Origin of the sequence: Nonomuraea bangladeshensis (assembly GCF_039529455.1) — a bacterium.
Lineage (GTDB): Bacteria > Actinomycetota > Actinomycetes > Streptosporangiales > Streptosporangiaceae > Nonomuraea > Nonomuraea bangladeshensis.
Map to the genome: position 1 here is coordinate 165598 of NZ_BAAAMV010000014.1, position 24288 is coordinate 189885.

Annotated in this window: 22 protein-coding genes and 1 pseudogene; 10 read left to right on the forward strand and 13 right to left on the reverse strand. The window is 69.4% G+C overall.

The window, feature by feature from the left end:
- Nucleotides 1-63: 63 nt before the first annotated feature.
- Together ABD292_RS41080 and ABD292_RS41085 are read right to left on the reverse strand one after the other, a co-directional pair.
- Nucleotides 64-3126, reverse strand: coding sequence for a prenyltransferase/squalene oxidase repeat-containing protein (locus tag ABD292_RS41080; protein ID WP_344217377.1), 3063 nt, complete (start codon nt 3124-3126; stop codon nt 64-66).
- Nucleotides 3127-3235: 109 nt separating this feature from the next.
- A complete protein-coding gene (locus tag ABD292_RS41085) occupies nt 3236-4279 on the reverse strand; it encodes a LacI family DNA-binding transcriptional regulator (RefSeq protein WP_344217379.1) in 1044 nt (347 codons plus the stop codon).
- Between the two features lie 294 nt (nt 4280-4573).
- On the opposite strand from ABD292_RS41085, the gene ABD292_RS41090 reads away from it, so the two are divergent.
- From ABD292_RS41090 to ABD292_RS41110, 5 genes are all read left to right on the forward strand, one after another.
- Entirely contained in the window at nt 4574-5491 is a 918-nt protein-coding gene (locus ABD292_RS41090; RefSeq protein WP_344217381.1) for a carbohydrate ABC transporter permease, read from the forward strand.
- Nucleotides 5491-6315 carry a carbohydrate ABC transporter permease gene (locus ABD292_RS41095; RefSeq protein WP_344217383.1) on the forward strand — a complete coding sequence of 275 codons (825 nt, stop codon included), beginning with the start codon at nt 5491-5493 and terminating at the stop codon, nt 6313-6315. The genes ABD292_RS41090 and ABD292_RS41095 overlap by 1 nt, the downstream gene beginning before the upstream one ends.
- 41 nt (nt 6316-6356) lie before the next feature.
- A complete protein-coding gene (locus ABD292_RS41100; RefSeq protein WP_344217385.1) occupies nt 6357-7625 on the forward strand; it encodes an ABC transporter substrate-binding protein in 1269 nt (422 codons plus the stop codon).
- Between the two features lie 28 nt (nt 7626-7653).
- Complete coding sequence (locus ABD292_RS41105; protein ID WP_344217387.1) at nt 7654-8862, forward strand: type 1 periplasmic-binding domain-containing protein; 1209 nt, start codon at nt 7654-7656, stop codon at nt 8860-8862.
- Between the two features lie 322 nt (nt 8863-9184).
- A complete protein-coding gene (locus tag ABD292_RS41110; RefSeq protein ID WP_329594667.1) occupies nt 9185-10108 on the forward strand; it encodes a LysR family transcriptional regulator in 924 nt (307 codons plus the stop codon).
- Between the two features lie 71 nt (nt 10109-10179).
- Here the strand turns inward: ABD292_RS41110 and ABD292_RS41115 are convergent, their stop codons facing one another.
- From ABD292_RS41115 to ABD292_RS41135, 5 genes are read right to left on the reverse strand one after another with little or no spacing between them, the layout of a single operon-like run.
- Nucleotides 10180-10938 (reverse strand): serine hydrolase, encoded by a 759-nt coding sequence (locus tag ABD292_RS41115; RefSeq protein ID WP_344217392.1) that lies wholly within the window; start codon nt 10936-10938, stop codon nt 10180-10182.
- Nucleotides 10935-12512 (reverse strand): N-acyl-D-amino-acid deacylase family protein, encoded by a 1578-nt coding sequence (locus ABD292_RS41120; protein ID WP_344217394.1) that lies wholly within the window; start codon nt 12510-12512, stop codon nt 10935-10937. Before ABD292_RS41120 ends, ABD292_RS41115 begins: the two co-directional genes overlap by 4 nt.
- The gene (locus ABD292_RS41125) at nt 12509-13267 is read right to left on the reverse strand and encodes an amino acid ABC transporter ATP-binding protein (protein WP_344217396.1); all 759 of its coding nucleotides are present in this window, start codon (nt 13265-13267) and stop codon (nt 12509-12511) included. Before ABD292_RS41125 ends, ABD292_RS41120 begins: the two co-directional genes overlap by 4 nt.
- Nucleotides 13264-14100 (reverse strand): amino acid ABC transporter permease, encoded by an 837-nt coding sequence (locus tag ABD292_RS41130; RefSeq protein WP_091077804.1) that lies wholly within the window; start codon nt 14098-14100, stop codon nt 13264-13266. The genes ABD292_RS41125 and ABD292_RS41130 overlap by 4 nt, the downstream gene beginning before the upstream one ends.
- The gene (locus ABD292_RS41135) at nt 14097-14966 is read right to left on the reverse strand and encodes an ABC transporter substrate-binding protein (protein WP_344217398.1); all 870 of its coding nucleotides are present in this window, start codon (nt 14964-14966) and stop codon (nt 14097-14099) included. The genes ABD292_RS41130 and ABD292_RS41135 overlap by 4 nt, the downstream gene beginning before the upstream one ends.
- Nucleotides 14967-15088: 122 nt before the next feature.
- Here ABD292_RS41135 and lysA point away from each other — a divergent pair, with 122 nt between their 5' ends.
- A complete protein-coding gene (gene lysA / locus ABD292_RS41140) occupies nt 15089-16306 on the forward strand; it encodes a diaminopimelate decarboxylase (RefSeq protein WP_344217400.1) in 1218 nt (405 codons plus the stop codon).
- Nucleotides 16307-16582: 276 nt separating this feature from the next.
- Here the strand turns inward: lysA and ABD292_RS41145 are convergent, their stop codons facing one another.
- Complete coding sequence (locus tag ABD292_RS41145) at nt 16583-17002, reverse strand: tetratricopeptide repeat protein (protein WP_344217402.1); 420 nt, start codon at nt 17000-17002, stop codon at nt 16583-16585.
- Between the two features lie 1413 nt (nt 17003-18415).
- Nucleotides 18416-18931, reverse strand: a complete 516-nt coding sequence (locus ABD292_RS41150; protein ID WP_344217404.1) for a hypothetical protein — start codon at nt 18929-18931, stop codon at nt 18416-18418.
- A gap of 384 nt (nt 18932-19315) precedes the next feature.
- On the opposite strand from ABD292_RS41150, the gene ABD292_RS41155 reads away from it, so the two are divergent.
- On the forward strand, nt 19316-20206 hold the full coding sequence (locus tag ABD292_RS41155; protein ID WP_344217406.1) for a hypothetical protein: 891 nt from the start codon (nt 19316-19318) through the stop codon (nt 20204-20206).
- Between the two features lie 402 nt (nt 20207-20608).
- Here the strand turns inward: ABD292_RS41155 and ABD292_RS41160 are convergent, their stop codons facing one another.
- On the reverse strand, nt 20609-20959 hold the full coding sequence (locus ABD292_RS41160) for a threonine/serine exporter family protein (RefSeq protein ID WP_344217408.1): 351 nt from the start codon (nt 20957-20959) through the stop codon (nt 20609-20611).
- On the opposite strand from ABD292_RS41160, the gene ABD292_RS41165 reads away from it, so the two are divergent.
- A complete protein-coding gene (locus ABD292_RS41165) occupies nt 20958-21251 on the forward strand; it encodes a hypothetical protein (RefSeq protein ID WP_344217410.1) in 294 nt (97 codons plus the stop codon). The two genes, ABD292_RS41160 and ABD292_RS41165, sit on opposite strands and share 2 nt — an antisense overlap.
- Here ABD292_RS41165 and ABD292_RS49110 read toward each other — a convergent pair.
- Nucleotides 21189-21515, reverse strand: a pseudogene (locus tag ABD292_RS49110) (hypothetical protein); the annotation flags it as partial. The gene ABD292_RS41165 and the pseudogene ABD292_RS49110 sit on opposite strands and share 63 nt — an antisense overlap.
- A gap of 71 nt (nt 21516-21586) precedes the next feature.
- Here ABD292_RS49110 and ABD292_RS41170 point away from each other — a divergent pair.
- The gene (locus tag ABD292_RS41170) at nt 21587-21988 is read left to right on the forward strand and encodes a hypothetical protein (protein ID WP_344217412.1); all 402 of its coding nucleotides are present in this window, start codon (nt 21587-21589) and stop codon (nt 21986-21988) included.
- A gap of 686 nt (nt 21989-22674) precedes the next feature.
- On the opposite strand, the gene ABD292_RS41175 is transcribed toward ABD292_RS41170, so the two are convergent.
- Nucleotides 22675-22842, reverse strand: a complete 168-nt coding sequence (locus tag ABD292_RS41175; protein ID WP_344217420.1) for an aldehyde dehydrogenase family protein — start codon at nt 22840-22842, stop codon at nt 22675-22677.
- A gap of 73 nt (nt 22843-22915) precedes the next feature.
- Here ABD292_RS41175 and ABD292_RS41180 point away from each other — a divergent pair, with 73 nt between their 5' ends.
- Nucleotides 22916-23281 carry a hypothetical protein gene (locus ABD292_RS41180; RefSeq protein WP_344217414.1) on the forward strand — a complete coding sequence of 122 codons (366 nt, stop codon included), beginning with the start codon at nt 22916-22918 and terminating at the stop codon, nt 23279-23281.
- 12 nt (nt 23282-23293) lie between these two features.
- On the opposite strand, the gene ABD292_RS41185 is transcribed toward ABD292_RS41180, so the two are convergent.
- Nucleotides 23294-24025, reverse strand: coding sequence for a transposase family protein (locus ABD292_RS41185; RefSeq protein WP_344217422.1), 732 nt, complete (start codon nt 24023-24025; stop codon nt 23294-23296).
- Between the last annotated feature and the right edge of the window lie 263 nt (nt 24026-24288).

Sequence of the window (24288 nt, forward strand, 5' to 3'; positions counted from 1 at the left end):
TACGGTGACGACCGGGAATGGCGTGTCGCAGCGAGCCTGCACGGCGACGTGCGAAAGGAGGCGTCAACGGCTCGGCAGCGGGGTGGCCACGCGGACGTCGTCGAAGTCGACGGCCGCGCGGCCCGTGACGAGCTGCACATATCCCGGCCCGTTGATCGGGTCCGGGTCGGTGACGGTGACGCGGGGTTCCGGGTCCACGCCGACGAAGGCGCGGATCTCGGCCCCACGGAGCACCACCCGGAGCGTTGTCGGTCCGGTGACCGCCGCCCCGGTGCCCGTCGCGATGACGCCCGTGCCGGCGCGGAAGACGTCCACCGAGCCGTTGGGGCGGAGATAGATCATGTATCCGGACTGCGTGTAGGCGTCGCCGGGCTTCACCGTCCGCACCTGGATGCCGCCGAAGGCGGTCGAGGTCGCGAGTGTCCGGAAGTGAATGCCGGCCTCGACGGAGCCGTCGCCGATCTTCAGGTCGTCGACGACGGACTTCCAGCCCGTGCGTGTCGTGTCCTGCTGGCGATACACGCCGTCCGTCACGGTCCAGACGCCGTCGACGGCGCTCCACGCCTCGTACGTCGCCGCCGACGAGAAGCTGTCGCGGAAAACCACGCCCTGGGCGTCCGGCACGATCTCCACCTGGAAGGTGTCGACCTCGGTCGTCCCCGTGTCACGCACCGTCTCGGCCGTGAGCCGGCACGGTCCGGGGAGCATCGTCTCCCGGATGGCGACCTTCACCTCGCCGGGGCCGGAGGTGGTGCCGTCGCCGGTGAGGCACGGTCCCGAGACCGTCACCTCGGCGATGCTTCGCCCTGAGATCCCTACCGCAAGCTCTTGCCCGGCCACGACGTTCGCCTGGCCCGGTGCGGCGGTGACGAGGTCGCGCCCCACGTCGGAGCGGGCCGCGGCGACCACCAGGCGTGCGGCGTCGCGCCGGCTCAGCACACGCTTGCGGACGACCGCGTCGGCGGTCTTCGTGGCGTGGACGACGAACGCGGCGTGGCTCTCCCATTGCTCGCCGGCCCGCAGAAGGTCGGCGACCGTGCAGCCGGTGCCGTCGTCGGGGTTGGCGACACCGGTGTCCCGGTTGCCGATGAAGACCGTCGCCCGCTCGTCCGACCCGGAGCAGGCGTCGTCCAGGATCCGGATGTCGTAGGCGAGCCGCCCCGTGGCCTTGATGTCGAGGACCTGCAGCCTACGGTTCCCGTCCGCGACCGGGAAAGCCGACGGCCACAGCGTCGCCGCGCCCGCGCCGGTCCAGCGGATCTCCACACTCCGGCCGTCCCGGTTCACGACGAGCCCGGTGACGTTCTCGGCCGTCGCCTGGGAACCGACCTTCAGCGCGACGGCCGGGCCGCTGCTGATCCACTGCAGCGTGTCGCCCTCCTCCAGGACGAGCGGGACACGTTCGAAGAACTGCGCGGAACCGGCCTCGACCCGCACCTGGAGCCGGTCCCCGAGAGTCACGGACTTGGACACGGGCCCGCCCGCCGCGGCGTAGCGGATCTCCAGCGGATCAAGATCGCCCACGGTCGCGGGATCGACGGGGGATCCGTCACGGAAGAACGTGGGAACGGGCTGGTCGTAGGCGTCGAAATGCACACCGTCCGCCGCGGTCCAGCCGGTGCCCCACGACAGCTCCGCGTCCACCGGGCGGGTACGCGGCGCGCCGATCTGCGGGGCGTTCTGCCCCTGGACGATGACCCCCAGCTTCGGGTCGTAGAGGTAGTTGAGCCCGAACCGCTGGTTGTCCCAGAACCCGTACTGGGTGTTGAAGTGCTTGCCGAAGCCCATGCCGACGACGTAGCCGGGGCGTTTCGCGAAGACGAACTGCTGGCCGGTGGCCGCGTCCGAGCGATGCTCGGTGTACGGGGCACCGGCGTAGGGGCGCAGCGTGCCGATGGCCGCCCGGCGCTCGGCCGCGGCCGGGTAGTACTCCTCCCGCAACACGATGTCGCGGATGATCGACGGATCGAGGTACGCCCACGTCGGGGCGATGAGCGGCGCGACGGAAGTCTGCCACCCCGCTGCGGCGAACGCGGCACGGCGCTCCTCCATCTCCTCCCGGGTGGCCGAGTAGGCACGTGCCTGCGGGATCACCGCACCCCAGAGGTTGTTGGAGCCGATCGGCAGTTCGCTCGCGTAGTTCCAGCCGCGGTGCCGGGAGTCGATGGCCGTGTTGATGAAATAGCCGTCGAGCCGCTTGTCGTAGAGCAGGTTGTACTGGGCCCAGTCCATGTAACGCGTCTGCATCCGGTCGATCGTCGCCCGGGTCGCGGGATCGGCCCAGCCGGCGAGGTCTTCCGCCTCGACTTCGAGGCTGTAGCGGTGGGCGACCGTACCGTCGCGGAAGAAACCGGCCGCGCCCTGCGAGATCCGCTCGTGGTCGGTGAGGCGTTGCTCGAACCTCGCACGCAGCGCCGCGTCGTCGAAGCGGCGGAGGAGGCGGGAGATGCCCACCAGCCCGCCGGCGACCTGGTTGGCGAACTGCGCGCCGCGTGGCCCCCAGACCTCCTCGTCCTCCAGGAACCATGTGCTCGCCTTCCGCATGGCGTTGGTCAGGCCGGACACCAGCGCCGGATCCAGCGTGCCGTCGGCGTCGAGGAGCTCCAGCATGACCGCGTACAGTTCGAGCGCGAACCCGGTCGCGGCTCGCGAATGCGCGTCGCCGCCGCCTTGCGGGAACGATCCGTCGGCGTTCTGGGTGCTGAGCAGGAACCGCAGGGCCGCTTCGAGGCGCTGGCGCAGGGCCGTGTCCCGGTGGTACGGGTTCCACGGGCGGTCGGCGGTGTAGAAGTAGGCGAGCGTGAGGACGTTCTCCATGACCCGCGCGTCGCTGGGCCCCTGCCCCGTACGCCAGCAGTTGCAGGTGATGTACCCGTGGTTCGTGGTGCTGTCGTCGTTGACGCTGTTGGCGAGCGGCGCCAGGTTGGCGAGGTAGGGGGCGATCTGCTGTTCCAGGCCGGTGAAGTCGGCGAGGTCGATCGTGGTCGGGTCGAGAGCGGCGACTTCGGGTAACGTCCCGGGGACGACCGCGGCGGCGGGGGTGGCCGGGGTCAGCGCCAGGGCCACGGTGGCGGCCACCGAGGCGATCCGGCGGCTGCCATGAGTGTGGGGACGTTTCGATCTCATGATCGTGCCTCCAGGACGCGGTGTGGAGCACCACGGTTTCCATGATCGTGAATCGATTCACGACATGGGCGGAGCGTAGTGACGACGTTGCGGCCATGTCAACAGCCTGTTACGCGCGGTCTCCCGCGACGGGAAGAGATGTCGCGCGGACTACGAGCTCCGGCTCGAAACGCCCCTCCACGTCCTGCTCGCTCTCGAGACCGAGCAAGATCCGGACGGCGCTTGCCCCGAGGGTCGCGGACGGGTGGCGGATGGTCGTGAGCGGCACGATCGCGAAGTCGGCGAACTCTATGTCGTCATAGCCGACCAGCGAGAGATCCTCGGGCACCCGGACCCCGGCCACGATCAGCCCGTGCAGGAGGCCAAGGGCGAGCAGGTCGTTGCCCGCGACTATGCCGTCGGGGAAGCCGGCCGTCCGGCGCCGGAGCAGCGTACGCGCGACCGCCTCGCCGACCTTCGCGGTCTGCACCTGAGTGCGGATGATTTCCAGCGCCGGTGGCTCCGGAGACTCCTCGACAGCCCGCTTGACCCCGGCCAGCCGCAGGTCGACGTGAGGGTGCGCGCCGCCGATGAAGATCAGTCGCCGCCGCCCCTGGGCGAGCAGGTGCGAGGCGGCGAGATGGCCGCCCCGCTCGTTGTCGCCCGAGATCGCCGGATAGCTGTGCGGGCCGGGCGCGACGCCGACGAGAACGAACGGCGTGCCACGCTCCCGCAGCCCGAGCAACTCCGCGGGCACGTCGCCGACAGGGGCGGCGAGAATGCCGCTCACCTGCTGGGACTCGAAGAAGTTGAGATAGGCGCGCTCGCGTGCGGGGCTCTCGTCGCTGTTGGCGACGAGGATGAAGCGACCGTGCGCGGCGGCCTCCGCCTCCGCGCCCGCCGCGAGCTCCGCGTAGACGGGGTTGCTCATGTTGGAGACCAGTAATCCGAGCGCGAGGCTGTGGCCGACCCGCAGCCGCCGCGCCGCGTCGTTGCCGACGTAGCCGAGCTCGTCGGCCGCGGCGAGGACGCGCCGGCGCAGGCTCGGGGAGACCCGGTTCGGCTGGGTGAAGGTGTAGGACACGGTCGCACGAGAGACGCCGGCGCGCGCTGCGACATCGCCGACCGTGGCAGCGGAGGCGTCGGCCTTCTTCGGCGCGGGTCCAGAGGTCATCGGGCTCCTCACTGCGATACGTCGGCGCATGTCAGCCTAGCGCAGGCGTGAATGGATTCACGAAACCACTCTCCGGACAGCGGCACCATTGACACGCCTTCGAGGGGGCGCGTAATCTGCCCGAAATTCCGTGAATCGATTCACGATCTTGAAGCAATGGCCCGATGACGGCCGCGATCACCCCCGCCCCCTCACGTCCGGCAGCACACGCTTGCGCGCTTACGGACGCGATCACGGCGCCTGCGAGAGGAGTCACACGTGGCTGTGCCTCATGCCACGACGACACCGTCTGACGTGAGTGAACCCGCCGCCCGGCCGATTCGTGGCGACGCGGGCGGTTCCCGGCGCAAGGTCGGGGTCCGCGCGCCGTGGTGGTTCGTCGTACCGGCGATCTCGATCTACCTCTTCATCGTCGTCGTGCCCAGCGTCCGGGGCGCGATGTTCTCCTTCACCGACTGGAACGGCCTGCGCCCCGACTGGTCCTTGGTCGGCCTGGACAACTACGCCTCCGTCTTCTCCGACCGCACGGCGCGGGACGCGCTGGTCAACACCCTGGTCCTGGCCGTGCTGGCCATGGTGGTGCAGAACGTCGTCGGCCTGCTGCTGGCCCTGGGCGTGAACAGCATGGTCAAGAGCCGCTACGCGCTCCGAGTGATCTTCTTCGCGCCGGTGGTGCTGACACCGCTGGTGGCCGGGTACGTGTGGAGCTTCCTGCTCTCGCCCAACGGCGCGATCAACGAGGCGCTGCGTGCCGTGGGACTGGGCGGGCTGGCGCACGACTGGCTCGGCGATCCGGACACCGCGCTGTACGCGATCGTCCTGGAGATCGTCTGGCAGTTCTCCGGCTACTCCATGGTGATCTACCTGGCGGGGCTGCAGGCGATCCCCGCCGAGGTGCTGGAGGCGGCGACGATCGACGGGGCAGGCGCCTGGAGCAAGTTCCGCCGCGTGGTGCTGCCGCTGCTCAACGGCGCCGTCGTGATCAACGTGATGCTCTGCCTGATCGGCGGGCTCAAACAGTTCGATCAGGTCATGGCCATGACCGGCGGCGGGCCCGGCACCGCGACCGAGACGATCTCGACGGCGATCTACAAGAGCGCCTTCTCGCTCGGCGACTTCCCGTTCTCCATCGCGCTTGCCGTCGTCATGACCGTGGTCATCGCGGTCCTGGCAGCACTCCAGTTCCGCCTGACGCAGAGGAAGGTCTCCTGATGCACGCGCGATACACCTGGCGGACGCTGCTTCGCGAAGTGAGCCTGATCCTGCTCGCGCTGGTGTTCCTCGTGCCGCTCGTCGGCCTGCTCAACGTGTCGCTGAAGCCGCAGGACAGCCAGACCGGCACGCTGGCCTTCGCGTTCCCGCCCACCTTCGACAACTATGCCGCGGCCTGGGAGCAGGCCAGCCTCGGCGCGGCGCTGGCCAACAGCTTCCTCATCACGATCGTCAGCGTCGCCTTGATCATCGCCTTCGCGGCGATGGCCGCCTATCCGCTGGCCCGCGTGACCCGCGGCTGGTCGCGGTACACGTTCTCCTTCGTCATCGGCGGCCTGCTCGTCCCCGGTCAGCTCGCGCTGCTCCCGTTGTACGCCACCATGCGCGACCTCGGCCTGCTCGGCTCCCTCTGGTCGGTGATCCTGATCAACGTCGGGCAGCAGATCCCTTTCTCCGTGTTCCTGTACACGATGTTCCTGCGCGAACTGCCGCTCGACTACGAGGAGGCCGCGCTGCTCGACGGATGCGGGCCGCTGCGGTCCTTCGTGACCGTGGTGTTCCCGCTGCTGCGCCCGGTCACCGGCACGGTGGTGATCCTCAACGCGGTCGGCATCTGGAACGAGTTCTTCACCCCGCTGCTGTACCTGGGCGGCAGCGACAACACCACCGCCCCGGTGGCGATCTACGGCTTCGTCAGCCAGTACGTGTCCCAGTGGCCGCTGATCTTCGCCGGCCTGGTGATCAGTGTGATTCCCATCCTGGTCGTCTATCTCGCGCTGCAGAAGCACATCATCAAGGGCTTCGCGGGCGGCCTCAAAGGCTAGCCGCCCTCCGCTCCCCCGCTCCCTGAATTTCGGAGACTCTCATGAAATCGATTAAAACGTTCGCACCCGTGTGCTGCCTTGCCATGGCGGCCGCCGCCTGCTCGACCTCGGGTGGCGGTGAAGCCGCCGCGCCGTCCGGGCAAGTGCTCACCCTGGCCGCCGCCGGCCAAGGTCCGGCCGAGGCCGCGGTGAAGGCGTTCGAGAAGGCCAATCCCGGGGTTACGGTGAAGACGACGTTCACCGAGGACGATGCCTCCTACCAGCAGCAACTGCGTACCCAGCTGTCCTCGGGAACGGCGCCCGACGTGTTCCGCATGTGGCCGGGCGGCGGCAACACCATGGCCGTACGAGACCTCGGCGCCGACGGCATGCTGATGGACCTCTCCGGCGAGAGCTGGGCCGGCGGGCTGAGCGCCGACCTCAAGGCCGTCACCAGCGACCCGGCGGGCCAGGTCACGGCCGTGCCCGTGACGATCGGCGCCGTCGGCGCGATCTGGAACGACCAGGCGCTGGCCAAGAGCGGCCTCACCAAGCCCACCACGTGGCCGGAGGTGCTGGCGTTCTGCAAGGCCGCCAAGGCCAAGGACGTCGTGCCGTTCGCGCTCGGCCTCAAGTCCGCGTGGGTGACCCAGCTGGTGCCGTACGCGCTGACCGCCTCCCTCGTCTACGGCCCCGACCCCGCCTTCACCCAGCAGCAGAAGGACGGCAAGGCCACCTTCGCGGCCTCGGGGTGGAAGCAGGCCATGGAGAAATACCTGCAGATGCGGGACTCGGGCTGCTTCAACGACAGCCCCAACGGTGTCGGCTACGAAGAGCAGATGCAGCTGCTCGGCCAGGGCAAGGCGCTGGGCGCCGTGCACGTGCTGTCCGCCGTGCAGTCGGCGCTGAAGTCCGCGCCCCAGGGCACCACGTTCTCGATGAGCCCGTTCCCCGCCACCGACAACGCCGACGACACCTACATACCGGTTTCGGTGGGCATCGCGTACGGGGTCAACGCCAAGGCCAAGAACCCAGCTCTGGCCAAGAAGTTCATGGAGTTCCTCGCCTCGCCGGAAGGACAGGCGCTGTACGCGACGGAGTCCGGCAGCAGTCCCGCGCTCCCCAGCCCCTCCTTCAAGGCCGACGCGCTGCAGCAGCCGGTGCTCGACGCGGTCAAGGCCGGGAAGTCCACGCTCTACCCGGACCAGGCCTGGCCCAGCGCGAGGGTCCAGCAGGAGCACCTGACCTCCATCCAGGAACTGTTCAACGGAACGGTCGACGTGCCGACGCTGCTCGGCCGCATGGACAAGGCGTTCGGCGAGGCCAAGTGACCGACACGCGAGATTCGGGAGCCCGGCGATGACCGCATGGGAGGCATGCCTGTGGATCACACCCAAGATCTTCGACGACCTGCGTGACCCCGCGCCCGGCGTGGCGGCGTTCTTCGACCATCATGCCGACTGGCTGGCCGACCGGCCGGTCACGGTGGTCGTCTGCGCGGGCAACGGCGACCATGTGCTGAACTACGCGGGCCTCCAGTCGTGGGAGGACCGCTTCGACTGGGCCCGCTACAACTGCTTCGCGATCGCCCCCGGCGGGCCTTCCGCCAGTGCCCGGGCGCACAACTCGGACTGGCTGGCCCGGGTGCGCGACGGCGGGGAGCGTTCGGCCAACCCGTACTCCGCCGGGCCGATGTTCATCCTGTCCGAGCAGCCGATGGACTACCGCACGCTGGCCGGGATCTACGCGGCCATACGCGCGGAGGCCTCGCGCCGCGGGCTCCAGGTGAATCTGCTGGAGTATCTGGAGCCCGGGCCGGAGTTCTGCCGCAGCGAGTGGAAGACGGCACGGCACCCGGAGGTGGCCGCCGGCACCGCCGACGCCGGCGGGCACCTGGTCCCCGGCGTGATCGACGTGACGGCCGCGCTCTCGGCCGACACCCGGCCGTACGCGGCCTTCCCCGCCGGCATCCCGGGCGGGTTGCCGGCCGGGGACTTCGTCGCCGCCCAGACGGCCGCCTTCGTCGCCGACTTCGGCCTGGACGGGGTCATGCTCGGCAACCAGTTCGGTCTCGTCGGCTTCTGGCATCCGGACAACGCGCCGCCGCTCACGCCGCAGCGGTCCGCCGGGATCGAACGGTTCTTCCTGCGCCTGCGCGAGGCCATGGGAGACAGCCTCGTCTACTGGATGGACACCTACTGGCGGGCCGAGGTGGAGCGGTCTGCCTGGGGCATGACCGACGCCGCCTACCAGTCGCTCGACGCGATTCTGGTCAGCACGTTCGCCGTGCTGGTGGAACGTACCGAGATCGTGCCCAACCTGCTCAGCAAGGCCGCGCTCGGGGGACCGCGGCCGCTGCTCGGGCTGGACTTCGTCGACCCCTGGTACTGGTACCGCACCTACCTCGACGACCGGCGCACGTACCTCTACCAGCGGGATGTGCTCACCGCGCACGCCGCTGCGGTGGCCGGCGTCTCCTTCTTCGCCAACGACACCTTCGGCCACTTCGTACCGGAACCCGAGTTGTCACTGACCCTTGAGGTGGTGAGAAAAGCCGAACACGGGTGACACGGCCACCGCACACGCGCCCATCCGGGTGCGCGACGTGACCTGCGCGCCGGCCGCTGGAGCATCTGGACGGTCGGCGGCGCCGGCCTGGTCAGCTTGACGTCGGTGCCCGGCCTGCGCCCGATCGGCTCGGCGCGCCTGCCCGCGGGGTCGGACGGGCAGGCGCCGCTCAGTCCGCACGCGGTCGCGGCGGCCCTCTCGTCGTCTTGGCCCGGGGCTGGGCGACCCCCCGCAGGACTGGGCCGCGCGTCTGTGCACCGTCCTGGGCGGGCGCTCGTTCACCTCGTGGGCGGGACCGTCAGTCCACTCCTAGGCTGGGCGGGTGCTCAGCAGTAACAGGCTCCGCGTCCTCCTGGAGATCTTCCGCACCGGCAGCATCGCCGGCGCGGCCAGAACCATGAAGCTCTCGCCCTCGGCCGTCTCCCACCAGCTGGCGAAGCTGGAGGAGGAGTCGGGCGTCGGCCTGGTCGAACGCAACGCCCAGAGCCTGCGCCTGACGGAGGCGGGCAGGCGGCTCGCGCTGCGCGCCCAGGAGGTGGCCGACATCCTGGAGGCCGCCGAGAAGGACCTGCTCGCCCAGCAGCGGATGGACGCGGGGGAACTGCGGATCGGCTTCTTCGCGTCGGCCGGGTACCGGCTGCTGCCGCTGGCGCTGTCGCGCTTCGCCGCCCGCTACCCGAACGTGGCGCTCGACCTGGCGGAGGGCCAGCCGTACGAGCTGCTGCCGGACCTTGAGCGCGGCGCGCTGGACGTGCTGGTGGTGTTCGATCACGCGCTCGACCCGTGGCAGCGCCCGGAAGGGGTGGAGGTGCTGCACCTGTTCGACGAGCCGCAGCTGCTCGTGGTCCCAACCGGTCACCAGGCGGGGCAGCGTTCGCGGGTACGGCTGGCCGATCTGGCCGAGGAGCCGTGGATCACGACTTTCGGCGCCGAGCACCCGGTGTCGATCCTGGAGCGTGCCAGCATGCTGGAGGGGTTCACGCCGCGGATCCGCTGCCGCAGCGATCATTACGAGGTGACGATCGGGCTGGTACGGGCCGGGCTCGGGGTGGCGCTGGTGCCCAGCCTGGGGTTGATGGGGGTGACGGGGGTGCAGGTGTGCCGCCTGGCCACGCCGCAGTTGTTCCGCCGGATCGGGGTGGCGCGGCGACCGACCAACCCCAACCCGGCGGCGCGTTCCTTTCTCGCCTACCTCCGCACGGCAGCCGCCCAGCTCCGCAACTCCCTGGAACCGACCCTGCGCTGACCCGTCACCCCGCCCGACCGCGGCGCCCGCCTAAGCTTCAGGGGCCCGGTGGGCGCCGCCTGGCCAGGGCGTCAGGGTCGTAGACGGGCGATGAAGAGGCCCGCCTGCCGTACCGCGTGGACCAGGGCCTGTTCGGAGCCTGCGGGACCGTGTGCGAGGACCGCGTACGCGACCCCGCCCATCAGCCCCACGTCCGTGCGGATCCCCTCATCGGTGCCGGTCTTGTTGGCCAGCCACGCCGCCTCCAGGTCGTGCCGCAGCAGCGCGGGGACCAGGCCGTGGTCGGTGTTGGCCAGCATCCACTCGCGCAGCTGCACCTGCCACCCCGCGCCGCCCCCGACCAGCGATGCCAGCCCAGCCAGTTCCCCGGCCGTCCCCAGCGCGAACGTCGGCGGGTCGGCGGGCGTGCGCGGCTCGCGGATGCGGTCGAGCAGCCGCGTCCTGGTCAGCCCGAGCGCCGCGGCGGCCGCGTTGACCCGGTCCAGGCCAACGCGGCGCAGCAGCGCGTTCGTCGCGGTGTTGTCGCTGACCGCCGCGGTCAGCAGCGCCAGGTCGCCGACCGTCCACCGCCGCTGCGACAGTCCGAGCAGCAGGCCGGACCCGCCGCAGTAGTCGTCGTCGACCAGCTCCACCGGCTCCTCGGCGTCGAGGATGCCGCCTTCGAGGGACATCGCCACCTCCGCCAGCAGCAGCAGCTTCCCCACGCTGGCCAGCGGCAGCTCCACGTCGGCGTTGACGGCCGGCCCCGGCACGCCGGAGCCGCGGACGGCCACCGCCAGCGTCCCCGGGCAGGCCTCGGCGATCTCCTCCAGGGTCTTGGGGGCGCTCACGGCGTGACCACCCCTCCGGGGCGGGCCGCCGTCAGGTCGCCGTCGCGGACCGCGACCTGCCCGGCCACCACCACGGCGCGCAACCCGTCCGGCGGCTGCAGCGGATCCTGGTAGGTCGCCCCGTCGGCCACCGTGGCCGGGTCGAACAGCACGAGATCGGCGTGCGCTCCGTCACGGACCGCGCCCCGGTCCCGCAGCCCGAAACGCGCCGCCGCCATGCCGGTCATCTTCGCCACGGCCGTCTCCAGCGACAGCAGCCCCTGCTCCCTGACGTACCGTCCGAGCACCCGCGGGAACGTGCCCGCCAGCCGCGGGTGCGGATGTCCCGGCTTGGGCACTCCGTCCGAGCCGATCATCGAGAAGTCGCACGCGAGCACCCGCCGCACGTCGTCCTCCCGCATCGAGTGGCTGATGATCGTCACCTCGCCCTCCTCGGCCAGCAGCAGCTCCGCCGCCGCGTCCACCGGATCGCCGCCGAGCGAGGCGATCGTGCGCCCCTCGACCTCCGGGTTGCGTACGGCGCACGCCACCGAGATGCGGTCCCAGCCGCCGTTGCCGACCGTGTTCTCCCAGCCGGGCACGCCCTCGGCGATCGCCCGCCGCATCCGCTCCCGCTGCGCGGGGTTCCGCAGTCGCTCCAGCAGGGCACCGGTTCCGCCGTCGTTGGCCCACGGCGGCAGCATCGCCGACAGCGACGTCGACGCCTCGGTGTAGGGGTAGACGTCGCAGGTGACGTCCATCCCGCCGGCGCGCAGCTCGGACAGGTAGGCCAGCGTGTGCTCGGTGCGGCCCCAGGCGTACTTGCCCGCCGTCTTGTGGTGGGAGACGTGCAGCGCCGCGCCGCTCCTGCGGGCGATCCTCACCGCCTCCTCCAGCGCCTCCTCGACGCGCGCCATCTCGTCGCGCAGGTGCGTCACGTACGGCCTGCCGTACCGTGCCGCGACCCTGGCCAGCGCCACCACCTCGTCGGTGCCGCCGTACGTGCCCGGCGTGTAGATCAGGCCGGTCGACAGGCCGGCCGCGCCCTGGGCGAGCGCCCGGTCCAGCAGGTCGCACATGACGTCAAGCTCGTACGGCGTGGCCGCCCGGTCCGCGTAGCCCACGACCCCGGCCCGGAGGGTGCCGTGCCCCACCAGTGAGGCCAGGTGGTTCGACCGGGGAGCGTCCGCATGGGCCGCCGCGAAGCCCTCGAAGTCCTCAAATATAGGTACGTTGCCGCCGAAACCGACGCGGCTTGAGGCCCGCATCTCCGGGATCCGCTCGGGCAGCGCGGGGAAGAGCCCCGACCCGCAGTTGCCGCTGATCTCGACCGTCACCCCCATCCGGACAGGCGCGGCGGCCAGTTCCCATGCCTCGGGACCCAGCAGGGTGGCGGCGTCGGAGTGTGTGTGCACGTCGATGAAGCCGGGGGCGACCACCAGGCCGGCGGCGTCGAGGACCTCCCGCGCCGCGGCCTCCCCCGTGGGGGGCAGCAGGACGACGCGGCCCTCGCGCACGCCCACGTCGGCCGGGCGCAAGGGAGTGCCGGTGCCGTCGGCGACCTGGCCGCCGCGGATCAACAGGTCGAGGTTCAAAGCACCTGCCCCAGGAACGCGCGGGTGCGCTCGTGGCGCGGGCGGGACAGCACCTCGCGCGGAGGTCCTTCCTCCACGATCACGCCGTCGTCGATGAACACCAAGTGATCACCTGCCTCCCGGGCGAACCCCATCTCGTGGGTCACCACGATCATTGTCATGCCGCTGGCGGCCAGGTCCCGCATCACGGCCAGCACCTCCTGCACCAGTTCGGGGTCCAGCGCGCTGGTCGGCTCGTCGAAGAGCATCACCTTCGGGTTCATCGCCAGGCTCCTGGCGATCGCGACCCGCTGCTGCTGCCCGCCGGACAGCTGGGCGGGGTAGTGGTGGGCGCGGTCGGCCAGCCCCACCCGCTCCAGCAGCTCGCCCGCCTGCCTGGCAGCGGCGGCGCGCGAGGCGCGCAGGACCGTGCGGGGGCCCTCCATGACGTTCTGCAGCGCCGTCATGTGCGGGAAGAGGTGGAAGCGCTGGAACACCATGCCGATCTTCTGCCGCTGCTCGCAGAGCTCGTCGGGCCGCAGAAGGTGCAGCCGGTCGCCGTGCTCGCGGAAGCCGATCAGCCGGCCGTCCACCCAGATGCGGCCGGAGTCGATCGTCTCCAGCCGGTTCACGCAGCGCAGCAGGGTGGACTTGCCGGATCCCGAGGGGCCGACGACGCAGACGACGCCGCCCTCCGGCACGTCCAGGCTGACGCCCTTGAGTACTTCCAGCGAGCCGTACCGCTTGCGGACGGACTGGATGCGCACCATGCTCATGACCGCTCACCCCGCGCGAACCGCTTCTCCAGGAAGTGCTGGCCGACGCTGGCCACGCTGGTCAGCACCAGGTACCACATCGACGCCACGATCAGCAGCGCGATCACCTCGAAGTTGCCCAGGTAGATGCGCTGAGCCACGGTCAGCAGCTCCGCGCCCGCGATCACCGACACCATCGAGGTCGTCTTCAGCATCGAGACGAACTGGTTGCCCGTCGGCGGGATGATCACCCGCATCGCCTGCGGCAGCACCACCCGGCGCAGGATCTGCCTGTGCGACATACCGAGCGCCTCGGCCGCCTCCCGCTGCCCGGGATCCACCGAGCGGATGCCCGCCCGGACGATCTCTGCCATGTAGGCGCCCTCGTTGATCGTCAGACCCAACGCCGCCGCCACGAACGGCGTCACCAACGTGTTGGCCTGCCATTCCACGAACATCGGCCCGCCGAAGGGGATCCCGACCCCGATCACCGGGAACACCAGCCCGATGTTGAACCAGAAGATCAGCTGCACCAGCAGGGGTGTGCCGCGGAAGAACCACGTGTACAGTCCCGCCGCGCCGCGCAGCACCGGGCTGTCCGACAGCTGCATCACCGCCGCGAGCACGCCCAGCGCCACGCCGAGGACCATCGACAGGAGCGTCAGCGCGATCGTCACGCCGAGCCCGCCCAGCACCCGGCCGTCGAACAGGTACTCGACCACCACGTCCCAGTGCAGGTTCTCGTTCACGGTGATCGTGTAGGCGAGCCAGATCAGCACCAGGCCCGCGGCGGCCCCGGCCACCATCCGGCCGGGCCGCCGCGGCGCGACGGCATTGACGGGGAGTTCGGTCATGACGCGCCGGTGTTGATAGTGATCTTCGGCACCGCGTTGGCGGCCGTGCCGTACTTCTCCAGGATCTGCTTGTACTCGCCGCTGTCGACCAGTTCCTGCAGCGCCTTGGCCACCGCGTCGCGCAGCGCGGGGTTGCGCTTGTCGATCGCGATGCCCCACGGGCCGGCGTCGTACTGCTCGGGCAGCACGTCGTACTTGCCGGTCTCCTTGGCGTACATGTGGCCGACGGGTGAGTCGACGATCGTGGCCACGCTGCGGCCGGAGTCGATCGTCAGCAGCCCGGTGGGGGCGTCCTCGCTCTGCATGATCTGCATCTTCTGCGCGCACTTGTCGTTCTGCCGCAGGCCGATGTCCAGGTTCGAGCTGCCCTTGGCCAGCACGACCTTCTTGCCGCACAGGTCCTCGAGCGTCTTGATGCCCTCGGGGTTCCCCTTCTTGACCATGATCGAGCCGCCGGCGTTGAAGTAGTCGACGAAGTCGACCGCCTTGCGGCGCTGCTCGGTGTCGCTCAGCGAGGACATGGCGATGTCCCAGCGACCCGCCTGCAGGCCAGGGATGAGCCCGTCGAAGGCGGCGTTCGTCGTCGTCACCTTCAGGCCGAGCCGTCCGGCGATCGCCGCCGCCAGGTCGATGTCCACGCCGGTCAGCTCCTGCGTGCCCGGCTTGTACATCTCCATCGGCGGATAGCCCTCAGAGGTCGCCATCCGCAGCTCGCCCGACTTCCGGACCTGGTCGGGCACGAGCTCCTTGGCGCTCTTGCCCGCGGCCGAGGGATCCGTGCGCGCCGCCGTACCGGAGGTGGACCTGCCGCAGCCCGCGGACAGGGCGCAGACTGCGATCATCGCGATGACCAGGTGTTTTCGCATGGCGGACATGGTGACGGCCGGTGCGGGGGGAGCCCAACGAACGTGCAGGGTTCTGGCCCTGAGCCTCAAATTCTTCGATGCTCATGAAGATCTGGACGACTCAGTCCCTAGGGTGTGCGGCCATGACCATCTGGCCCCGCACCGCCACCTGGACCAGCGGCGAGCTGCACCTGGGCGGCCTGTCCGCCACGGAGCTCGCACAACGCCACGGAACCCCCGCCTACCTGCTGGACCGGGCCGACTTCGAGGCCCGCTGCCGCGCCTGGCTCGACGCGCTGCCCGACGGCGACGTCCACTACGGCGGCAAGGCGTTCCTGTGCCCCGAGGTGGTTCGCTGGCTCGCCGACCTGGGGCTGTCCCTGGACGTGTGCACCGGCGGCGAGCTCGCGGTCGCCATGGCCGGCGGCATGCCGCCCGAGCGGGTGGTCTTCCACGGGAACAACAAGTCCCTCGACGAGCTGCGCCGCGCCGTGGAGTGGGGCGTCGGCTGCATCGTCGTCGACTCCTTCACCGAGCTCGAACGGCTCACCTCGCTCGGCGCCCGCCAGCGGGTCATGATCCGCGTCACCCCCGGCGTGGACGCCGCCACCCACAAGGCCATCGCCACCGGCGGTGAGGACTCCAAGTTCGGCTTCTCCCTGTCCAACGGCGACGCGCTGCGCGCCGTACGCGCCGTCAGGGACACGCCGGGACTCGAGCTGTACGGCCTGCACTCCCACATCGGGTCCCAGCTCTTCGACACCCAGGGCTTCGCCTTGGCGGCCCGCCGCATGGCCGACTTCGCCGGCAGCGTCGGCGTCACCCGCCTCGACCTCGGCGGCGGGCTGGGCGTCGCCTACCGGCCGGGCGACCCGGAGCCGCCCACCCCGTCCGACGTGGTCACGGTCCTGCGCAAGGAGGTCGGCGGGCTCGACCTGGCCGTCGAACCCGGCCGCTCCATCGCCGGGCCCACCACAGTCGCCCTTTACCGGGTCGGCACCGTCAAGGGGACCTACGTCAGCGTCGACGGCGGCATGAGCGACAACCCGCGGCCCGCCATGTACGGCTCCCCGTACACCGCCGCGCTCGCCTCCCGCGCCTCGGACGCGCCGCTCGAACGAGTGGACGTGGTCGGCAAGCACTGCGAGAGCGGCGACTACCTCGTACGCGACATCCCGCTGCCCGCCGACCTGCGCCCGGGAGACCTGCTCGCCGTGCCCGTATCGGGGGCCTACCAGCGCTCGATGGCCAGCAACTACAACCACGTGCCGAGGCCACCCGTGATCGCCGTGTTCGAGGGGACGGACCGGGTGATCGTCCGCAGGGAGACCGAGGAGGACCTGCTGCGGTTGTACGCGTGACAGATGTGACTGGCGGGCAGCCGTTGCCCGCCGGGCGCAGGTGCCTAGGCCGTCCCGGCAACTCGGATACCCCGGCCGCCAGCCCAGCTGCCGCTTGGCCTTCTCCCGCCGACCAGATCCTCGACCGCATCTGCCGTTGCCGCGACAGAATTTCAAGACCGGCTCACTAGCCATTGCGCCGCCTGCCCCGCGGCCCCTGCCGCTTCTCCGATCCCGGCCGGCTCAGCCGGAGGCCAGGCCCCGGAGGCGGGCGGCCGCCTCGAACACCTCCGCCGCTCAAAGGCAGGTCTGTCGGCTCTCGCCGATCCGGCCCGCCGCGGCCAGCGATTCGGCGAGGCGCACCATGCAGCGGCCCTTGGAGGGGGCCACCGGGAACTGCCCGAAGAGGGTGAGCGCCTCGGCGTGCCGTCCCAGCTCGCTCAGGCAGAGCGCGATGGCGCCGCGAGCGTGCGGCCGGGTGAGCGCCGCCACGCTCGGCGTCATCCCCGAGTTCTCGTCGCTGGTCAGCTCGTACATCTCGGTGTACAGCTCCAGTGCCTCGGCGTGACGTCCGGCTCCGCGCAGGCACTCGCCAAGCAGGCCGAGGCTCTGGCTGTACGCCTCGAGCTCGCTGTCGGCCTTGAACATCTCCGCCGGCCTGGAGACGGAGACGATGGCCTCGTCGGGCTGCCCGAGCCGCAGGAGGGCACGTCCCACGTACATGCCCCCCAGCCGCTCCGGAAGCCGTAGTCCAGCACCTCGTTCGCGGCGCGCAGCTCCACCTCCGGATCGACCTGCGGAATCGTGTGATGAACCGCCAGATACCTCAGCAGGGCGGCCTGATGTCTTGGGTCGCCGAGCGCGGTGCCGGCCTTCGCGCCGAGCCCAAAGACCTCCGGCCAGTACGGCCACGGTCACGTCCACGGACGTGGTGTATGAATCAAGCTTCGAGTGATCCTGTTTCTGCAGGTTAAGCGGTAAGTGTCTGTGGGAGCAGGTTCGGGGCCGGTGTGTCGCCTGCGATGAGCCGGACGCGGGCTTTGGCCAGAATGTCCAGACCCGTGTAGCGGCGGGCTTCAGTCACGCCTGGGTCATCAACGCCCTGGAAGCCAAATACCCGGCCGCACTCTGTCCCCAGGGCCGGAGGACAGCGTGTCCTTCGGCTTCGTCCCGCGAAGGGAAAGGGCCGAGACTATCCCAGGCGGCGGCCGTCGTCCGGCGAACGGAGATCGGGTCAGTGCTTGTGCTGCTGCTCCCTGTCTGGGGGCGCGAAGCGGGCGCGGCCCGGCGCGGTGGTGCGTAGATCCGGTATGCGCGGCCCCAACGTGAGCGCCGGTTCCTCGACGGGTGGAGCGTCCCCTGCCGGCCGCGACGGTCCGGACGTGGGCGCCGGCGCAAGGTCTCAGGAGCCGGGGCGACTGAGTGCTGCCCTCGCCCGGCCGTGTGGATGACCGACAGCGCTCCTTATGGAAAGTAATCTTTATATGACGGCAGGTGACTTGGCTGGGCGCGCGGGCCCGCTGGTACTGTGGGCAGCTATTCCCCTACCCGCTTCGGTGGGTGGTGCAGGCCCCGCCTCCGGGCGGGGCCTTTGCGTTGTCACCACTTGGCAGGACGGCGAATCTCTCCCCAGCCGTCCTGGAGGACTTCAGGAAACTGCGAATTCTCGAGCGCTTTCGACTTGATCTGCTTGAAGAAGTGCGGGGACAACGCCAGCAGGTCACGACTGCGGTACATGGGGTTGTGTGAGAGTCCAGCATCAGGACGTCGCCGGCCGTCTGCACGAGGAAGTCAGGTGCGTGCCGGCGGATCCTCCCGCGGGCAAACCAAAGGAGCCACAACGGCTGCGACACGATCGTGGTCACCGCAGGGTCGAAGTCGAGCGCGACCAGGTGGTCGCGCTCGACCCATGACTCGTACCCGACGTGGCGCCCATGGTCGCTGACCAGTACCAGCCCGGATAGTTCCGCTGCCCCTTGTACGACGGGAACGAGCGAACCGGCCGCGCCAGCGTCTCGACCTCCTCCGCCAGGAGAGCCAACGGCACCCGTCGTTCTGTGCCGTCGTCGCTCAGATATACCGCCTCAAAGCTGTCTTGTCCGGGCGTACGTGGCACGGGCAGGTGCGCCTTCACATCGGCACCATCGACTTCATGACAGCGCGGATGGAGACGTCTTCGAATCCACATCTCTGTAGTGCGCAGACGTAGCGCACCTTGAGCAGCTGACCACGTCCCGCCACGGCGAGCAGCACGATTTCGCCGGTGGGGAAGCTTTCCATGTCGGAGGCGTACTCAACATAGGAACTACGCAGCATGTAGCCCGGCGCACCGGTGCCCACCACCACTCTCTCGCGTTCTTCCAGGACGACATCGTGGTAGACGTCGCGGACGTCCTTGAGATGCTCCTCCACCGCCTCTTCCAACGAGGCTCCATGCGGGAGCAGGGACACCTGATATTCAGCAAACCAACCGAACGGCCACCATGGCGGCTCGGCAGTCATGGCCATCGGCGGGCGTAACTCAGCGTCGACGTCGACTTGCCAGCCTGCCGGGTAGCCAACTCGAAGGCCCTGCGCGACGTAGTACCGCACCTGCGGCCCCACCCTGTCAGCACCTGCCAGCAGACATACCATGACGACCGCCACGACGGGGTTCTCAGAAGACGAACCGGGAGATCGCACACCCACCGGGCTCCCTCCTCTCACCTGATCATCCTCGCCACATCAAATGAGAGCTCGCCACCTGCTTCGTCAGATCGCCTGAGAACTCGCCACTTCGGATGAGAACCCACATGTGGCACGGACCCGAGAGGCCGGGCGGGGCCCATGCAGGCGAGCCCTTGACGTGTCAATAGGCGCTATCGCAGTTCAGCGAGCATGCTCTGGCATGGAACTCGGTGCCGACGAGACCCCTGCGGCCGCCGCGGTGCGGAGCTGTGTCGCAGGTCAGAGTCTCGGCGACGAACGGCACTTACGTTGTTTCGTTATTGACACTGCGTATGGGTGGGGCGCTGGCATACCGTCACGCTCGTGACAGTGCCGAACCCCCTCAGGCCCAGTGGTCCGGTTGAGATTGCCGCCGGAGCCTGTGCCCTGTTGGCCAGCCATCTGGAACTGCTGGCCCATCAGCTGCGTGAGCAGGTCTTGGACGACTCTGCCCGGGACCGCTTGGCTGAGGCCGCCGAGCGCGTCAGGCGAGCCCTGGACGTTGTCACGGCCGCTGCAGGCGCCGCGCTGCCGGACGCCCCTCAGGCCGTGGCCGCTCCAGCCGCGCCGGCCGCACAGGCCGTAGCGCCGCCCCGGCACGCGCCCGCCGGGCGGGTGCCTGTGACGGCGACCATCGTGACCTGGACCCGGCCCCGCCAACGCCGGGAGGGCAACCGCTTCGTCGACACCGGGCAGCGCGTTGGGCTGAAGGTTCACGTGAGCCTGGACGGCTCGCTCACCATATGCGGGTCCGAGATCCCCGACCACGCCACCATGGTGGCCACCACCCCTGACTGGCACCTGCACACCAACTGCTACAACTGCGCCTACCGGCTCTGGCCCGACCACGGCCCCGCCGGCTACATCCGGCCGGTCAACAGCCGTGACTTCCCCCTGCGCACAGAGTGCCCCCATAACCAAGGCCGCGGCATCGACGCCAAAGGCTGCATCACCTGCACCCCGGCAGCCGCGCGCAACTGGCCATGTCCCCGCGGCTGCACCGATCCGGCCGACCATGACCCTGGCCACCGGTTCACCAAGTGCACCGTCTCCCCACCTCGGCAGCCGCTGGGGCCGGACGGACGATGCCTGGGCGAATGCGAGTCGACCGACGCCGCGATGCGCAGAGCCAACCCTGGCTTCTTCTACGACCTGGCCGACAGCGCGATGATGTACTGCTACCACTGCGGTCATCCGCTGCCGCTCTGGGCTTGAGCTAATCGTCAGCGGCCGGGAAAATGCCGGTCGAAGATGTCGGCCCATTCCGGCAGGATGACGAAACCGCCGTCGCCGTGGAAGCGGTCGGCCTGAAGGGCGACCAGCTCGGCGAGCGCCGCGGTGAATGGGCTGGCGGCCTGGCCGCATCAGCCGCTGCCGTTGAACGGCCGCGAGTGGGCCTGCGCCTGCGGCGTGGTCCATGACCGGGACGTGCGCGGCCAGAAACGTGCTCGCCGCCGGGTCGGCGGAGAGCTGAAACGCCTGTGGAGCTGGTGTAAGACCTCAAGCGGGAGTCCTCCTCTCGGGCGGGCGATCGGCGGTGAAGCAGGAAGACCGACCGGCGACGGTCGGAGTCCCCCTCGTTCACGAGGGGGAGGACGTCAAGCTCCGGTTCGGTATTCACTGCTGCTCCTGCGGTGTCTGTTTCTCTCTGAGTTCCCTTTTCACGCCCAGAATGTTGCCCAGGACGATGCCCGCGCCGATGGCCACGGTGACGATCAAGGCGCTGAGGAGCTGCCTTCCCGCGCCCGACGGCCCGACAGCATAGGCGGACAAGCTGCGATACATGTCGGGGCCGGGAAGCAGGGAGGCGCCGATGGCGGGGGTGACCAGCGCGCCCGCCGGGAGGCGCAGCCGGGGCGCCAGGCGGCTCGCGACGGTGCCGAGCACCGTGGCGGCCAACAGGACGGCGAGGGAGGGCGGCAGGCTCAGATGTGCCAGGCTGAGAGTCCGGACGGCGATGGAGAGCATGCCCATCAGGGCAGCCAAGGGCAGCAGTCGCCACGGCGCCCCCGAAGGCGACGGCACCCGCAACCGCTCCGATCCCGGCCGCCAGCAGGGCGAGCCAGATCGGCAGCGCAACGAACTGGACGCTCTGTGCACTGCCGACGACGCGCACATCCCGGGCGATAAAGCCGATAGTGAATATGCCGGCGAACAGTGCGCCGAAGACCAGCACCACATTGATCAACCGCACCGCGGCGAGCGTGCCGAACTGGGTGATCGCGTCCTGTGCGAGGGAGACGATCGATCGCACCGGTAGCAGCAGCACCAGGTTGGCCGCAGTGGCGCTCGCGTAAGCCTCGAGCGACAGCACCTCGAGGTTCAGCGCCGAGATGCCCAGCCCCGCCACCAGCGCCGCCTGCGCGAAGGTGGCGTAGTAGCCAGGGATGCCGCCACGGGCCAGCGCCCACCGCGCGCGGTCGACGACGATGAGGACGCCCATGGCGAACAGGACGCCGTCCAGGGTGCCAGCGGTCTGCAAAGTGACGGATGAGACCAGCACCGCCCGACCCGCGAGCCGCACCCACCAGGGCCACCGCGACGGGAGCCGCTTGATGCCATGTAGTGTCCGCTCCGCGCTGGAAGCTCGAGATCGTGCTGGACGATGCCCTCCACCAGGCGGTAGATCTTCACCGCCCGGTACAGGTCCCGAATGTCAACGGTGCGGGCGACCCTCATCATGACCTGCGGCTCGCCGTTCTGCGGCGCATACTGGACGATGACCGTCCGCCCGACGATCGTGAACTCGAACGGACTGAGCCCGTAGCTCGCGGCGACCGCGACAATGGAGACCTCTATCGACCGCGTATCGGTTCCCGCGATGAACATCTGCTCGCTGAGGTCAAGAATGAAGGTCATCACCCGCCGCGCCCGCCGGGGGGAGAGATGGCCCTCCTCAGGCGGCCTCTTCCCACGCCGCCCCTCCCGCGCGCATCCGATTCCGGTGACCTGATCTCAGTGTCGAATGCGCCGGCGTCCGTGGCGGCACAGATCTGATGCGTCGTTGGTGATCCGTGAGGAGAACATGACCCATTCCGCGATGGCATCGTTCAGGCGCGGGACACTGAGCGGAGTACTCCGCCGGGACCGCTTCACCGACTTCCGTTCAGAGACCCACAGTCCGGTTCCCACGGCCACGGCCAGCACCACGTGATCGCGCCTGCCGGTCCAGGCAGACGGTCGGGATGGTGTGGTACGGCATGGCGAACAATGAGTGGATGGCCGGCAGGCGGGAGTTGCGGGTTCTGACGCTATCGCCGTGAAACGCACTGATCAGCGGTGCGGCGAGATCGGCCGCGGCCGGGGTTGCCATGGGCACTGTTCACTTCGCCGACAGGGTCCCATCGTTATCTTGGGTTGTTGACCTGTTCCGCAGGTCGGAGCTCGATGATTTTGTCAGGCACGTAAGGCACGTCCAGTGGCGGACAGGATGCCTGGACCGTCGCTGCGGCTACTGCCGGGACCCCTTCGGGCACGACCGCCTCTGCGTCCTCACCCCCCGAGAGGCCACCGCCTGGCGCGACCACCTAGACGATTGATTCCAAATGGGTGAGGATCATCCGTTGGGCCTTACGAGGCCACGCCGGCTGACTGCGAGCGGGTGCTGGGCGGCGACTACCCCGGCACCCTGGGCTCTCGCAACATGCTCGCGGGCGCCTTGGGCAGCCCGCCACTTACCAGAGTTATTGGTGTCTGATGCTGATCCAGGTGGTCTTCGACTCCATGTACTTGTCGAGCGCGTGGAGCGACTTGTCGCGGCCGATGCCGGACTGCCGGAACCCGCCCCAGGGTGTGGTGATGTCGCTGTCGTCGGAGTTGTTGATCCAGGAGACCGGAAGAAACCGTGGGATTTGGCCTTCAGTGAACCTTTTTCATCCTCGTGCGACCTCGTAGTCCTGCCCGAGCGCATGTGAAGATGACCGCATGATCGAGACGAGCCGCGGGGAAAAGCCTGCGGTACGCAGAGCCGCGTACGTGGGTGCGACGCTCCTGGCTGGCATCCTTGTCGTGGCCCTGATCTGGGCTGAGGACCTGCGCTTCATGCACTCGTCAGGGGACATGGAGGCGGTCGCCCGCACCTTGGAGGAGGGCGTCGAACTCAGGGATCAAAGCATCGGAAGCCTCTCGTTCGAGTTCGTCCGCCGGGAGGACGAACAGGTCTACTTCTACCGAGGCAAGGGGTGGGGAGGGGACGGCTACGGCTATGTCTGGAGCCCCGTGAGCCGACCGGGCGATGTCCGGCACGTGAAGGGGCCTTGGTACGAGTTCCGGGACGACGCGCACCAGTGAGCTGCTCCGCCCTCAGGCGGCCTGGGCGACGCGGTGGTTTTGAAGGACGGCGATGGCCTTGCACAGGGGGCCGGCCTTGGACGGGCTGCAGCGTAGCTTTCGGAGGATCTTCCAGCTCTTCAGCTGGGCGTTCGCGCGTTCGCCAGGTCCGCGGATTTTGGCGTGGGCGCGGTTGGCCTGCTTCTGAGGTTCAGGCTTGTCCTTGCCCTTGTACGGGGTGAGAACCGGACCTTCGGCCCCTTGATACGCCTTATCCGCCAAGGTGACGATGCCCGCCTGCTCCAGTGCACGCAGGATGCCCCAGATGCGAGCAGCGCTCAGATCATGGGCCTTGCCGGGCAGGGCTCCAGACGTCCACAGGATGGTGCCGTCCGGGGAGGCGATGACCTGGACGTTCATCCCGTGCACCCGGTGCTTGCCAGAGAAGTACGGCCGATCGGCGGCGATCCGGTCGGTGCGGATCAGCGTGCCGTCCAGCACCAGGTAGTGCAGCCCGTCCCGCTTCGCCTTGCGCAGCGCCTGGCCCAGCTTGGGCGAACGCGCCGACAACAGTGCCACCGTCTCCTCCACGTACCGCCACGCGGTTGCCGTTGACACCCCGAAACCGGCCGCGAGCTCGGTATAGGTCTCGCCCTTGCGCAGATAGACCAGGACCAGCAGCGCTTGGCGCCCCGGGTTGAGCCGCCGCCAGGCCGACCTGATCGCCTTGCGGTGCCGGCGGATCACTCCGGCGACGTAGTTCAGGGTCTAATGCGACAAATCGACGGCAGCACGATAGAAAAGCATCCGAGGCCCCTGGTCGTGACGGATCTGATTGTGGTGATCAATCCATCTACCAGGGGTTTCTTACGCCGTCAGGCGAACGCCAGGCTCGCGATCAGGTTGCGTCCACGGGAGTGGTGTACGAGTTTGACCTGGTCACAGGCGTGGCGTCGTGAAATGAAGACGGCCATCGCGTGATCCTTCGAGTAGCAAGATCAAGATCGAAGGAGAACCAGGCGATGGCC